Origin of the sequence: Corynebacterium sp. HMSC069E04 (assembly GCF_001813175.1) — a bacterium.
Classification (GTDB): Bacteria; Actinomycetota; Actinomycetes; order Mycobacteriales; family Mycobacteriaceae; genus Corynebacterium; species Corynebacterium aurimucosum.
On the sequence record NZ_KV811668.1, the window covers coordinates 1 to 13750 of the forward strand.

A 13750-nucleotide genomic window follows, 5' to 3' on the forward strand; every position below is an offset into this window, starting at 1 on the left:
GCTTCACGTGCTGCCGGAAGCAGCAAGAGCTACGAGATCCTTAAGCCCTTAAAGGCGAACCCACCGACCAAACCAGTGTTGACGGGCTAGCTGTCGAGCGCCACGGAAATGCTGGAGCCCGCAAAGCGCGTCCAGAGCCCCTTTCCTTTCAACCCCGGCAGAATCTTCGAGCGATCACGCGCTCATCGCAATGCCTCAAGGGTGGCACGCGCAGCCTGCTCAAGCGGAGCATAGTAAGCCGGACCATGCGTCATCGAGTGAACCGCAAGTGGGTGCAACTGATGCATCGGCACCCACTTCCGGTACTCCTCACCCGCCCCATAGCCCCGCAGTATCTCGTCATAGTAGGGCGTTCCGAACAGTTCCAGCATGGCCAAATCCGTCCACGGATGTCCGCCGTGCGCTGCAGGGTCAATCATGACCGCCGTGTTCTCCTGGAACAAAACATTTCCTGCCCATAAATCACCATGAATTCGTGCAGGCTCAACGTCCCAGTCCACGGCGGCTATAGCTTCGGCCGCCATATATACGCTGTCCCGCAGCCCCTCCGGAAGTCCTTCTATAAATGGCACCACCCGCTGTTCTGCGTAGAACTCACCCCAGGATTCACATGGTTCGCAGGGTTGTTCCACGCGTCCAATGAAGTTCGCACCTTCCCACCCCTCTGGCGGTGCGCCGAAAGCTGGGGCGCCTGCCTGATGAACCTGCCGCAGCGCTTCACCAAACGCCCGCGCTGCAGCAGCACTCGGTCGCGCCTGCGCTACTCGACGCGTACTAATCGTCGAATCTGTCAGCCCCGCAACTTCCACCACAACGTCCTTTCGTGCGGCTGCTAACCAGCGCAGGCCCGCAGCCTCCGCCCCGGCTTGATCGGCTCGTGCTACTGACTTTGTGTAAACATCCATGCTCCCCAGCATAGAAAAAGGCCGCCTCTGCGAAAGAGACGGCCGATGGTGGAGCTAACGGGATTCGAACCCGTGACCCCCACACTGCCAGTGTGGTGCGCTACCAACTGCGCCATAGCCCCAAGGCAATATTGAATTTTAAAGTGGAGCTAACGGGATTCGAACCCGTGACCCCCACACTGCCAGTGTGGTGCGCTACCAACTGCGCCATAGCCCCTCATACGAGGTGCAACCTTTGTGATTGCAACTCGTATCAATATATCGTCTCCCTATTCACTCACCAAATCGCGAGTTGGGGCGCTAAATTTACTTCTCAGTAACGATGTTGACCCATTCCATGATGGAGGTCTTGTCATCCTCCGGGATATCCTTGCCATCCTTGATGATGCGCGGCGAGGACACGCTACCGGTTTCCTTTTCAAGCTTTTCGTAGTTCGAGGTCACCACCGGGTTTCCTTCACCAACCTTGGCTTCCTTGATGGCCTTCACCGTGGCCTCATCGGCACCCAGGATCTGCGCAGCATCAGCAAAATCCTTCATTTCCCACTGGTTGGCCAGCTTGGACTGGTTCTCCATGAGGTACTTACGCAGGTTCCAGTACAGCGTGGCGTCACCGGACTTTGCCACCTGCTCCATCGCAGCCGCAGTCTTGGAGGAGTGTCCCGTGTTGGACTTGATGCTCTCCAGTCCGTTCGGGCTGCCATCGAGGAAGTTCAAGGTACGCACGTGCACGATGAGCTCACCCGCATCAATAGCGTCCTTCATCTGTCCGTCGGTCTCCTTCGCCAGGTCGCCACAGTGCGGGCAGGAGAAGTCCTCATACAGGTCTACCTCGGTAGCGTCCTTGGGGGCATCCGGCGCCTTGAGCGTCACCGCGTTGTCCGCAAAGCTCATCTCCATAGAGACTGGCTCAACGGGATAATCCTTCAGCTCATCGGTCTGTGAACCCCGCCCCTGATAAACGATGTAGCCGATTACCACAGCGATAATGACCAGCAGAACAGCGAGGCCCCAGACGAATCCACTATTACTCTTGGAGTTGGGGTCTTTGACTGTACTCATTGAACAACCTTGCCTTTGATGACGTTATTTCGAATAGATGGAAAGCCTACACACCGTTGTTAAGGGTGCAATGCAAACTTGGTGAAAGGACGCTTGATCGTCCACACCATTAAGACAGAATAGAAGACATCACGCAGCAGTGTCATCATGTAGTTCATCACTTGCGCGTCCTCATCAGGGCTAACGGAGAAACACCCGCAGTCAATCCCGAGTCCCCGCGCCCATGCCTGCGCAATGCCGATCATGAACAGAACGAGGACAATCTGCCCCACCCACGCCGATTGACGCAGGAACAGCCCCAACAGGAGCAACAGGCCGCCGCACACTTCAAGCGGGCCAATCAGATAGGACAAATAGTGGGACCACTCTGGGGTAAAGATTTCATATGCCTTGATGCTTTGCGATACCGCGAGCTGGTCCGACAGCTTCGACGCTCCCGCTTTAATCCACACATAGGCCATATAAAATCGCGCAAACGCACTGATAACGTCCAGCACGAGCGTTGCGCTGATCTTATTTTTAAACACGGGATTAGCTTAACAAGTTACGGGTGGAGAGCGTAACGACGATATGGACGCCAGATCGTCCACGCGGTGAGGATGAGGAAGAAGGCGTCGCGAAGCAGCGTCAGCGCGTAGTTCATACCTTGGCTCACGTCGTTGGGGTCATAGCCAAAACACCCACAATCGATGACTAACCCACGCGCCCGCGCCTGAGAAATGCCCACCATGAACAGGACTAGGACCACCGCAGCGACTGCCGACGCCTCCCTCAAGAACAGGCCCAGCAACAGCAGCAGCCCTCCTACAATTTCAAGCGGTGCAATGAGGTAGGCCAAGTACTCGGACCATTCCGGGGTGAAGATGCCATAGGCCCGGATGGCCTGTGCCATCTCCATCCGGGCGTCTAGTTTCTGTATGCCGGCGATAATCCACACGGCGGCCATACCGAATCGGACGAGCGCGCTGGCCAGGTCAAGCACCGAGGCGCGTTGTGTGGCTGTCATAATCCATTAGCCTAGCCCTGAAGTTAGCCTCCCAGAACCTGTGACACCAGCGCTTGCGCCTCCTGCTGCACCTGCTTGAGGTGTTCTTCGCCACGGAAGCTCTCAGCGTAAATCTTGTACTTATCCTCCGTGCCGGACGGGCGCGCGGCAAACCACGCGTTCTCAGTCCTCACCTTGAGGCCACCGATCGCCGCGCCGTTGCCCGGCGCTTCGGTGAGCTTGGCGAGGATCTCCTCACCCGCCAGCTCAGTGGCCGTGACCTGCTCCGGGGAGAGCTTCTTCAGGATTGCCTTCTGCTCACGGTTAGCTGGGGCGTCGGTACGCGCGTAGGCCGGTGCACCATATTCCTCTGCCAGCTCCGCGTAGCGCTGGGACGGAGTCTTGCCCGTCACCGCCAGGATCTCGGCGGCCAAAAGATCCATGATGATGCCATCCTTGTCGGTGGACCACACCGTACCGTCGAAGCGCAGGAAGGAAGCGCCGGCGGATTCTTCACCGCCGAAGCCCAGGGAGCCGTCGACAAGCCCCGGCACAAACCACTTGAAGCCCACCGGCACCTCAACGAGCTCACGGCCCAAGCTGGCCACGACGCGATCAATCATCGAGGATGAGACCAAGGTCTTGCCCACCCCGGCGTTGCCCCACTGGGGGCGGTGGCTAAACAGGTATTCGATGGCCACAGCCAGGTAGTGGTTCGGGTTCATCAGGCCCGCATCCGGGGTGACGATGCCGTGGCGGTCCGCGTCGGCGTCGTTGCCCGTGGCCAGGTCGTACTTGGAACGGTTATCCACCAGTGACGCCATGGCATCCGGGGAGGAACAGTCCATGCGGATCTTGCCGTCGGTATCCAACGTCATGAAGCGGAAAGTGCCGTCTACCTCGGGGTTCACCACCGTCATGTTGAGTTCGTAATGCTCGGCGATGGCCGCCCAGTAGTCCACCGAGGCCCCGCCCATGGGATCCGCTCCGATGCGCACGCCGGCGTCCTTGATGGCTTTCATGTCCACGACGTTCGCCAGGTCCGCAACGTAGTTGTCCACGTAGTTGTGCTTCACGCAGCGCTCATCCAGCACGCCGTCAACCGCCACGCGTTTCACGCCCTCGAGCCCGGCGCGCAGATAGTCGTTGGCCTTGGCGGCGATCCAGTCGGTGGCATCGGCATCCGCCGGGCCGCCCGTTGGCGGGTTGTACTTGAATCCGCCATCGCGCGGCGGGTTATGAGACGGGGTAATCACGATGCCGTCGGTGCCCGGGTTGGTCAGGATGGCGTGGGAGACGGCCGGAGTTGGGGTATAACGGCCACGGTCATCCACGCGGACCTCCAGCTCATTAGCTAAGAGGACCTCGAGGGCAGAGACCATGGCGGGCTCGGACAGGGCATGAGTATCGCGGCCAATGAAAATGGCGCCCGTGGTGCCCTGCTCGGCACGGTAGTCCACGATGGCCTGGGTAATCGCCAGAATGTGGGCCTCGTTAAAGGCGGTATCCAAGGCGGAGCCGCGGTGCCCGGAGGTGCCGAAGGAAACCTGCTGATCGGGGTTATCAGCGTCGGGGGTGCGGGTGTAATACGCGGTGACTAGCTCTGCGATGTCAATGAGATCGGAAGGCTGGGCTGGTTGGCCGGCGCGTTCGTGTGCCATGGTGGGATTCCTCCTTGGGGATGTGGATACACCCTAAGCTTGCCTGCTTCACGCTGGTTTCGCATCCCAATTAGGATGGTGCCTATGCCACAGATCCTTCTTGTGGGCTGCGGAACCGCGCTCGGGGCGCTGGCCCGCTTTGGCCTTTCTTCGCTTCTCGGGGGTGGCGCGCTGCCGCTGCTGCTCATCAACGTTCTCGGCAGCGCTGTTATGGGCTATGCCAAGCCTCCGGCATTCTGGGGCACAGGTTTCTTAGGCGGCTTCACCAGCTTTGCCGCCTTTGCTTTTCTCACCTCCGGCTTCGGCCCGGCGCAGGCGGGGGTCTACGTGCTGGCGACGATCGTCGGTTGCACCGTGGCCTACCTCATGGGTGACCGCCTGCAGGATCGGAGGCACGCATGATTCTCTCCATTCTGGCCGTACTCGCCGGTGGCTTCGTCGGTGGCTGTGGGCGCTACCTGCTCACCCGTGTGCTGCCCTCCCCCGCATGTACCTTTGCCGCCAACCTCATTGGCGCAGCCGTGGCGGGCGTGGCCTACGGCTATGCCACGCATGCCCACACCCCTGAGTATTTTCTCCCCCTGCTAGCAGCCGGACTCGCCGGCGGGCTATCCACGTGGTCCACGCTGGCCAAGGAACTGGGAGAAATGATAAAGGCCAAGCGCTGGTGGCGCTTGGCGCGTTACCTCTTCTGGACCATCGGCCTGGGAATCGTGGTGGCCTGGCGCGGAGCGTGGGTAGGTTCGCTTCTCGCCTAACCTACCTCGCACGCCCTTGTGCGGTCACAGGCTGTACTAGTCAGCGATGGCGTCCAACGGTGGGGTCTGTGCCGCGCGCTGCGCTGGCCATAGCGCTGCCAGCACACCGACGATTCCGGAGCCCACGAACATGACCGCGAGCATCAACCACGGAACCGTCGCGGTATCGAGGCCTTCGTCGGAAAGCACGGAGATGAAGGACCACCCCATCCCCAGGCCCATGAGGATGCCCATGAGCGCACCGAAGAGGGCAATCTGTACCGATTCCACGGTGACCATCGTGCGGATCTGGCGGCGCTGGGTACCCACCGCGCGCAGCATGCCGATTTCTTGTCGGCGTTCGATCACGCCCAGCGTGAGGGTATTGACAATGCCCAAGACCGCAATGACCACGGCCAAAGCCAGTAGCGCATAGAGAATCGTGAGCATCTGGTCAATCATGCCGGCAGCCTCGCCGGCGTATTCCTCACTGGTGCGCACCTGCACCACGACGAGGTCCTTGACGGACTTCTCCAGGTTGGCGCGCAGTTTCTCCTTGTCATAGCCCTCTTCCGCATTCACGGAGACCACCATGACGTCGAGACTGCCGGGGTCAACAACGTCTTCCGCCGCGGACTTGGACACGGCCAGACCCGAAAGCATCTCAAAATGCTCATACGTGCCGAGGAGCTTCACCTGCGCGGTGCGGGAGGGATCCGGGCCGGCCAGCTCATAGGACTGACCGACTTCCCAGCCCTGCTCCGCAGCCAAGCCGGCCTCGGCGATGAAGCCAGGCTCCTCGCCCGTGTTCACGGCGCCTTCGACCACGGTGAGGTTGAGGATGTCATCGGCGTTGCCATCGATGACCTGGCTTATCAACATTTCCGGGCCATAATTCATCGAAGCCTGGCCATCCACCTGTAGTGGCGCAGTACTCATCGCTACGACCTGGCCAGCGCCCTCGGTATCGCGGGCACGCTGCGCCGTCTCGTTCGGCGTCGGGAAGTTTCCGGACGTCGGACCGGACAGCAAGAAGTCCGCGTGGGCATCCTGTTCGACGGCATCGGCAACCGAGGCTTTCATCGTCGCACCCAACATGCCGATCGAGGTCACCAGCGCCACGCCAAGCATGAGAGCGAACGCGGTAGCCGCGGTTCGGCGCGGGTTACGCGCCGAATTCGTCGACGCCAGCTTGCCCACCGCACCAAAGGGCGCGCCAACCACGCGGCCGATCCCCGGAACGATAGGCAGGGAGATGGCCGGGCCGGCAAGGAAGAAACCAAGGATTAGGTTGAGCGCACCGAGGCCCACGAGGGAGGCGCGGATGCCTGTGGAGGCATCAACAAACACTCCGACAAGCGCGAAGATGATGCCTACAACCAGCAGCAACCCGCCCAGCACGCTGCGCACGAGCAACGAAGAACCAGCCGCAGACTCGGTGGTGCGCATGGCCTCCACGGGTTTCACCGCACCCGCCCGGCGCGCCGGCGCCCACGCGGAAATGATGGTGACCACGGCACCCAAAAGCAACGGCACGACGACTGCGCTAACGCTCAGGCCCAGACCGCCGCCCATGGGCATGTCCTTGGCTTCAAAAACTGCCTTGATGAGTGCCACCAGGCCCATGCCGGCGATCACGCCCACGGCAGAGCCCACAAGGCCCACGATGAAGGCCTCTGCGACCACCGAGCGCGTAATCTGCCCACGGGAGGCGCCGAGTGCACGCAGGAGTGCGAACTCCTTGGTGCGCTGAGCCACGATCATCGAGAAGGTATTCGCAATGATAAACGTGCCCACCAACAGCGCGATGAGGCCGAAAGCGATAAGGAAGTAGTTGACGAATTTCAGGGCAGAGGAAATCTGATCCGAAAGCTCATCGGCCAGCTTCTGCCCGGATTCCGCCTTGACCTCGAAGGTTTCATTGAGGTGCTCCACGAGGGCATCGGCGTCGACGCCCTCGGCCGCCGCGACCTTCAACTGGGCAGAATTGCCATAGCGCTCGACGAAGGCCTCGTGGCCCATGAGCAAGGTCAGGCTGGGGCCTTGGTCCACCGCAGGCTTGACGACGCCCACGACCTTCACCTCATCACGCTGGTCCGGGTGGACCACGAGGAGAGTATCGCCGACGTGGATACCGAACTCTTCAGCGGCGGAATCATTAATGAGGACTTCGCCGGTCCCGTTCGGCTCAGAGCCGTCGACAAGCGTGGCGGGCTCACCGACGGACTGCTCCTCCGGGTAGTAGGGCTGCACGCTGGAGGTGCCCCCACCGGTTTGAAAGGCCTCGGCGTCCTTGTTTGCCACCACGACCGTCTGGCTGCTTTGCATATTCACCGCGCGCACATCGGGGTCGGCGGCGATGTCATCGCGCATCTTCTGATCGAGGTTGGGGCCGCCCTCCTTCTGGCTCACGGCCGCATCCACGCCCGTAAACGCGGTAGATACCGCGGAGTCGAAGGTGCTCGAGAGCGAATTGGTGAACATGAAGGAACCCGAGATGAACGCGGTGCCGAGCACCACCGCCAGCAGGGTCAGGGCAAGACGCAGCTTATGAGCGAGAATGTTGCGCACGGACACCGTGCGCATGGTGTTCTTTGTGGCCATGTTCTAGCCCTCGATTTCTGCCATCACGGCGTGGATGGACTCCATGGTTGGGTTGGTGAGTTCATTCACGAGGCGCCCATCAGCAAGGAAAACCACGCGGTCTGCGTAAGAGGCTGCCTTGGCATCGTGCGTGACGATAACGACGGTCTGACCATCCTTGTCCACGGCGGTGCGCAAAATGTCGAGCACCTCGGCGGAGGAGTTCGAATCCAGGTTGCCGGTCGGCTCATCGCCGAAGATGATCTCGGGGCGCGAAACCAGGGCCCGCGCGCAGGCCACGCGCTGTTGCTGGCCGCCGGAGAGCTCTGCTGGGCGGTGATTCAAGCGCTCGGACAAGCCTAGGCGGGAAGTGACCTCATCGAACCACTCTTTATCCACCTTGTTGCCAGCGATATCGGTGGGCAGCGAGATGTTTTCTGCCGCAGTCAGCGTGGGCACCAGGTTGAAGGACTGAAAGATGAAGCCCAGTCGGTCGCGGCGCAGGGCCGTAATATCCTTGTCACTGAGCTGCGACATATCGGTGTCACCGATGAAGGCCGAACCGGACGTCGCCGAATCGAGCCCCGCCATGGTGTGCATGAGGGTGGATTTGCCGGAGCCCGACGGGCCCATGATGGCGGTGAAGGTGTTGCGCGCGAACTCAACGTCGACGTGGTCCAACGCGGTGACTGCGGTGTCTCCCTGACCGTATTGTTTGAACAGGTCAACGGCGCGAGCCGCAGCAGTCATCGTTGGGGTGGTCATGGACGTGTTCTCCTTATAGATGGGGAAAGTAACGTCACTACCCTATCTTGCCTCGGGTTAAATGTGTGACGCGTGTGGTCTAAAATATGCCCCATGCGCGCATCTCTTTCCGCTCTGGAACATTATGACCGCTGTGCCGAAGCAGCCGCGGCTCAGATCATGCGCCACTACTCCACCAGTTTTTCCCTGGCCACGCGACTTCTTTCACCCCGGGTGCGGGTGGATATCCGCAATTTATATGCCATGGTGCGCACGGCCGATGAGATCGTCGACGCGGGACTCGATCCCCTCGACGCGGCCGCGCTTCTCGACGCCTACGAAACCACCGTCCGCAACGCCCCCTCCCAACGTTTTCACGCCGACCCGGTCGTGCACGCCTACGCGCTGTCCGCGCGGCGCTGCGGGTTCCAGGACGAACACATTGCAGAGTTCTTTGCCTCCATGCGTTGTGACCTCACGCGCACCTCCCACACAGCGGAGTCTTTTAAGGCCTATGTTCGGGGCTCTGCAGAAGTCATTGGGCTGCTATGCCTGGATACTTTTTATGCCGGTGCACCTCGGCCTGACGGCGTCGAAGAAGGAGCGGAGCGCCTGGGTGCCGCGTTTCAGAAGATCAACTTTTTGCGGGACCTGCACGAAGACTCTACTGAGCTGGGCCGCGCTTATTTTCCTACGCTGCGTGAGCCAGACAAACTCGATGAGGAAACGAAGGCCGCGATCATTTCTGATATCCGCGAAGACTTAGCCCATGCCCGCACGGCCATGGACCTGCTTCCCCTTGGCTCCAGGGTGGGGGTAGCCGCAGCGGCGGCTCTTTTCACGGAGCTTACGGATCTCCTCGAGGCCACTCCTGCGCATGAGATCATGACTACCCGCGTCAGTGTGCCCGCTGCGCGGAAAGCTGTCCTCATCAGCCGCGCTGCAGCGCACGCGGCACGGAATAAAGGTTAAAGAACATGAGCAAACATGTTGTTGTCATCGGCGCTGGTATTGCAGGCCTAGCCTCCGCTGCCTTGCTGTTGCGGGAGGGGATGCGGGTGACGGTCGTCGACAAGCAACGCAGCGTTGGTGGACGCGCGGGAAGCCTGGCCGTGGATGGCTTCCGCTTCGATACCGGCCCCTCGTGGTACCTCATGCCGGAGGCCTTCGATGAGTTTTTCCGCGCCTGCGGCACCAGTACCGAGCGCGAGCTGGACCTAGTGGACCTCTCCCCTGCCTACCGTGTTATCAACGAAGACGGCGCGGCCCTCGATATAGAAACGGGCGTGGATAACGTAGCAGAGCTTTTTGAATCCTTGGAGCCGGGCGCTGGCGACAAGGTGCGCGCGTATCTCTCCCGGGCCTCCGACGTATACGCCATTGCCCTGCGCAACTTCTTATACACCACCTTCTCCCGCCCCACGCAGCTTCTCAACAAAGACGTCCTCACCCGACTGGGCACGCTCGCGCTGCTGCTGACTCGCTCACTAGATACGCTGGTGGCCGCCCAGTTTAAGGATTACCGCCTGCGCCAGGTCCTGACTTACCCCGCGGTGTTTCTCTCCACCGAACCACAGGCCGCGCCGGCACTGTATTCCTTGATGAGCCACACGGACTTGGTGGAGGGCGTGCGCTACCCCTTAGGAGGCTTCGCGGCTGTTGTCGACGCTATCGCGAGGCAAGCAGCCGGCGCCACCTTCGAGCTTGGCACAGCGGTGGTAGCAATCAACCACGCGCACGGGCGCGCGACGGGCGTCACGCTTGACGACGGCCGCATGATCCCCGGCGACGCCATCGTCTCCGCCGCAGACCTGCACCACACAGAAACCGCTCTGCTTCCCACGGACCTGCAAACATACCCGGAACGCTACTTTGCCCACCGTGACCCTGGCCTAGGCACCGTTTTAGTCTTCCTCGGTGTGAAGGGTGCCCTTCCGCAGCTGGCACACCATACGCTGCTATTCAGCACAGACTGGACCCCCGATTTTAGGGCCGTCTACCACGGCCCTGAGCCGTTGCGGCCGTTGGGTTCCTCGGAGTCGATCTATGTTTCAAAAACCTCTGCCACCGATTCCAGTGTGGCTCCGGAAGGCTACGAGAATCTCTTCATCCTCATTCCCGTTCCGGCAGAAGAATCCTACGGCCATGGCGATGCCTACGGCGCTGCGGAATCTCCCCGCGTTAGCGCCATCGCCCGTGCTGCCGTGGCGCAGCTGGGGTCCTGGATGGGGATTGAGGATCTGGAGGAGAGGGTCGTCGTCAAGCGCACGCTCGGCCCCGCCGACTTTGCCGAGCAGTACAATTCCTGGTCCGGCGGCGCCGTAGGCCCTGCCCATACGCTGCGCCAGTCCGCATTCTTCCGGGGCCGGAACCAATCCCGTAAGCTGCCCAACCTGTACTACGCCGGTGGCACCACGGTCCCGGGCGTGGGCGTGCCCATGTGCCTGATTTCGGCCCACAACGTCCTCACGCGGATGCGTGAACAGTACTAAGCATCGAGCTCAAGGGATGCAGGCTTACCGTTGCGTCTTACCTTCACTGTTACGGGGTGACCGCCAAAAAGATAGCCATCATCAAACTCGACGCTGAGGTTGCCACGTTGAGGAACCTCAACGGCAACGGGAGTGAGTTTGGCGTATACGTCGCTGGTAGTAAGTTCCGGCGCCGGGACACTGTTGCCCTCGGACACGGCGACGTCGTGGCGCCAACGGTTGGCGGCTCGGAGGGCCTTTGCAGCAGCAAAGCGCTTGGCCTCCTCGAGGAACTCGGAGCTGAGCACCTTGTTGATCACAGAGAGCGGTGCCTTGAATTTTCGCTTGAGATTCGTACTCTCCGCGAGAAGAAGCTCCTCCCCTTCATACACGATGCTGATATCAATTCCGAGTTCTTCTGCTCTACCTTCGAATGTATCTGTACAGCGGTCGAGCACCAACGGACCGAATGTGGAATCAAGCTCTACCGGAACGTCAACCCGGGCAAGAAGCTGCTCCATGGCTGCATCGGCTACATCTGGAAGAATCTCCCAGATATCGACATAGTGCTCTTTGCTCCTCTCGTGGAAGTGGTGGCTACCCCGAGCATGAAACACCCTGAAAGGCTCAAGTTCTGTAATTTCACGCGGATCCCACAGCGTTTTTCCTGCGACTGTCTGGAAGAGCTGCGGATAGCGCACTGCGATGTCGCCAGTAATCAGCTCGCCTTCCGGCAACAGCTTTAAAGCAACTCCAGGCAAGCTCATGAGCTGAATGTGCGTTTTGTCCTCAGCATAAGGATCATCACTCACCGATTTCTTCGGCGCGGCTGCCACGACGAAGAGAAACTCAGTTTCTTCGAAGCTCAGTATCGTTTTAACAACGTCATGGTCCGAAAATTCACGGTAGAGGGAAAGCATGTCGCAATAGTACATCTGCGAAAAGGCCGTGCAGCGCTGCATAGCGTAGTCTGAGGAGGTTGACGTCGAGTGGAAAGGCGAAGCGATGGCAGAAACTATTGAACAGGCCAGCGAGACCGTAGAGGCATGGCTGAAGCAAGAAGACGCTATTGATCCTAAAAAGGCCCCTCGCCTCCAGGAACTCTTAGCTCGCGTTCCCCGTCAAGAGCTCATCGCGATTGTAGAGCGCCAGAATGCGCTCCGCGCTGCGCTAGCCCTCCGCCTGCTGCCACGGGAAAAGTCCATCGCGGTCTTTGATGCGCTCGATGCAAAGCACCAGGCGGACATCATTGATGAGCTGGGGAATGCCGATGTCTATGAATTCTTCGACGAGCTGGATCCCGAAGACCGCGTGGCACTGTTGGACGAGCTTCCTGCGGAAATCGCCGATCGCCTCCTCCGCTCGCTGACTCAGACACAGCGCGATGTGACCGGAGTGATTCTCGGCTACACGAAGGGATCCGTCGGCCGCCGTATGTCGCCGGAGGTGCCCAATATCCACCCGGAAATGAGCATGGAAGATGCCTTGCGGGCCCTCCGCGACAACGCCGATGAGCTGGAGACCATCTATACCGTTCCTGTAACGCGAAAGGACCGGCGTCTGGTGGGTGTTGTCAGCCTGCGCGAGCTCTTCACAGCTGAGCGCGGCATTCTCATTGAGGACATCATGAACGAGCCGGTGTATGCATACGCGACTGCCGACGCCGAGGAGACCGTCCGCTGGTTCTTGCCTCTCGACATGTTGGCGCTGCCGATTGTGGATGATTCACACCGGCTAGTCGGATTGCTCACCTGGGACGATGCGACCGACATTATGGAAGAGGCGGACAGCGAGGACTCAGCTCGTTCCGGTGGTACGGAAGCGCTCCAGCAGCCGTACTTGTCGACGCCCCTTCTCAAGCTCGTCCGCTCCCGCATTCTCTGGCTGCTCGTTCTCGCCGTATCGGCTCTGTTGACCGTGCGGGTCCTCGATTCTTTCGAAGACACACTGGCCAAAGCGGTAGTGCTTTCTCTGTTCATTCCCCTCCTCACAGGTACCGGCGGTAATACCGGAAACCAGGCAGCTACTACTGTGACTCGTGCCCTCGCGCTTGGCGACGTCCGCACGCGCGACCTCCTATCAGTCATGTGGCGGGAATTGCGCGTCGGAATGTTGCTCGGCGCTGTTTTGGGGCTGGCTGGGCTCATCTTGGCGACGGCCATCTACGGCCTCGATATTGGCATCGTCATCGGTTCGACTCTGCTTCTCATTTGCTCGATGTCCGCGACTGTTGGCGGTCTGATGCCCATTGTGGCTAAGACTGTTGGCGCGGACCCTGCGGTCTTCTCTAACCCATTCATTTCCACCTTCTGTGATGCAACGGGCTTGATCGTCTACTTCTTCATTGCAAAGACCGTCCTGGGCATCTAACAGACAAAAGCGGTCAGCCTTGGAGAAGGCCCACTCAACCCTCGCTACACTGCCACACCCCTCGCCGACTGCCTGTCAATGCTCGTGAGGACGTCAAGCCGTGTCCTACAGAATGGCTTGCCCTTAACAGACACGCATCCCAACCAACCAAGACGCCGGCTTAGGGCCCTTTCCGTGCCCCGGGCGTCCTTGTAGCGGCAATCTGAAGTGCCCCGAGTTTTGTTCCTAGGCA

At 60.2% G+C, this 13750-nt stretch carries 13 protein-coding genes and 2 tRNA genes; 5 read left to right on the forward strand and 10 right to left on the reverse strand.

Annotated elements, in window-relative coordinates:
* Positions 1-182: 182 nt before the first annotated feature.
* The 7 genes from HMPREF2896_RS05705 to pgm all read right to left on the reverse strand — a co-directional run bounded on the left by HMPREF2896_RS05705 (position 183) and on the right by pgm (position 4613).
* Positions 183-917, reverse strand: a complete 735-nt coding sequence (locus HMPREF2896_RS05705; RefSeq protein ID WP_070711102.1) for a fructosamine kinase family protein — start codon at positions 915-917, stop codon at positions 183-185.
* A 34-nt stretch (positions 918-951) separates the two neighbouring features.
* Positions 952-1027: transfer RNA gene (locus tag HMPREF2896_RS05710), tRNA-Ala, on the reverse strand.
* 22 nt (positions 1028-1049) lie between these two features.
* A tRNA-Ala gene (locus tag HMPREF2896_RS05715) sits at positions 1050-1122 on the reverse strand.
* Between the two features lie 89 nt (positions 1123-1211).
* A complete protein-coding gene (locus HMPREF2896_RS05720; RefSeq protein ID WP_070711101.1) occupies positions 1212-1967 on the reverse strand; it encodes a DsbA family protein in 756 nt (251 codons plus the stop codon).
* A 59-nt stretch (positions 1968-2026) separates the two neighbouring features.
* Positions 2027-2494 (reverse strand): MauE/DoxX family redox-associated membrane protein, encoded by a 468-nt coding sequence (locus HMPREF2896_RS05725; protein ID WP_070446099.1) that lies wholly within the window; start codon positions 2492-2494, stop codon positions 2027-2029.
* 17 nt (positions 2495-2511) lie between these two features.
* Positions 2512-2973, reverse strand: a complete 462-nt coding sequence (locus HMPREF2896_RS05730; protein ID WP_070718382.1) for a MauE/DoxX family redox-associated membrane protein — start codon at positions 2971-2973, stop codon at positions 2512-2514.
* Between the two features lie 23 nt (positions 2974-2996).
* Positions 2997-4613, reverse strand: coding sequence for a phosphoglucomutase (alpha-D-glucose-1,6-bisphosphate-dependent) (pgm, locus tag HMPREF2896_RS05735; RefSeq protein WP_070718385.1), 1617 nt, complete (start codon positions 4611-4613; stop codon positions 2997-2999).
* Between the two features lie 84 nt (positions 4614-4697).
* Here pgm and HMPREF2896_RS05740 point away from each other — a divergent pair, with 84 nt between their 5' ends.
* Both HMPREF2896_RS05740 and HMPREF2896_RS05745 read left to right on the forward strand, forming a co-directional pair.
* The gene (locus HMPREF2896_RS05740) at positions 4698-5015 is read left to right on the forward strand and encodes a fluoride efflux transporter family protein (RefSeq protein ID WP_070718388.1); all 318 of its coding nucleotides are present in this window, start codon (positions 4698-4700) and stop codon (positions 5013-5015) included.
* On the forward strand, positions 5012-5371 hold the full coding sequence (locus HMPREF2896_RS05745; RefSeq protein WP_070718391.1) for a FluC/FEX family fluoride channel: 360 nt from the start codon (positions 5012-5014) through the stop codon (positions 5369-5371). The genes HMPREF2896_RS05740 and HMPREF2896_RS05745 overlap by 4 nt, the downstream gene beginning before the upstream one ends.
* Before the next feature lie 36 nt (positions 5372-5407).
* On the opposite strand, the gene HMPREF2896_RS05750 is transcribed toward HMPREF2896_RS05745, so the two are convergent.
* Complete coding sequence (locus tag HMPREF2896_RS05750; RefSeq protein WP_070718394.1) at positions 5408-7954, reverse strand: ABC transporter permease; 2547 nt, start codon at positions 7952-7954, stop codon at positions 5408-5410.
* 3 nt (positions 7955-7957) lie between these two features.
* Positions 7958-8698, reverse strand: coding sequence for an ABC transporter ATP-binding protein (locus HMPREF2896_RS05755; protein WP_070718397.1), 741 nt, complete (start codon positions 8696-8698; stop codon positions 7958-7960).
* Between the two features lie 93 nt (positions 8699-8791).
* Between HMPREF2896_RS05755 and HMPREF2896_RS05760 the strand changes: the two genes are divergently transcribed.
* The gene (locus tag HMPREF2896_RS05760; RefSeq protein WP_070718400.1) at positions 8792-9649 is read left to right on the forward strand and encodes a phytoene/squalene synthase family protein; all 858 of its coding nucleotides are present in this window, start codon (positions 8792-8794) and stop codon (positions 9647-9649) included.
* A 5-nt stretch (positions 9650-9654) separates the two neighbouring features.
* Complete coding sequence (gene crtI, locus HMPREF2896_RS05765) at positions 9655-11169, forward strand: phytoene desaturase family protein (RefSeq protein WP_070718401.1); 1515 nt, start codon at positions 9655-9657, stop codon at positions 11167-11169.
* Here the strand turns inward: crtI and HMPREF2896_RS05770 are convergent.
* Positions 11166-12068 (reverse strand): DUF2262 domain-containing protein, encoded by a 903-nt coding sequence (locus HMPREF2896_RS05770; protein ID WP_246824001.1) that lies wholly within the window; start codon positions 12066-12068, stop codon positions 11166-11168. The genes crtI and HMPREF2896_RS05770 overlap by 4 nt on opposite strands.
* Positions 12069-12153: 85 nt before the next feature.
* On the opposite strand from HMPREF2896_RS05770, the gene mgtE reads away from it, so the two are divergent.
* Positions 12154-13518, forward strand: coding sequence for a magnesium transporter (gene mgtE / locus HMPREF2896_RS05775; protein ID WP_070718407.1), 1365 nt, complete (start codon positions 12154-12156; stop codon positions 13516-13518).
* The last annotated feature ends 232 nt before the right edge of the window (positions 13519-13750 follow it).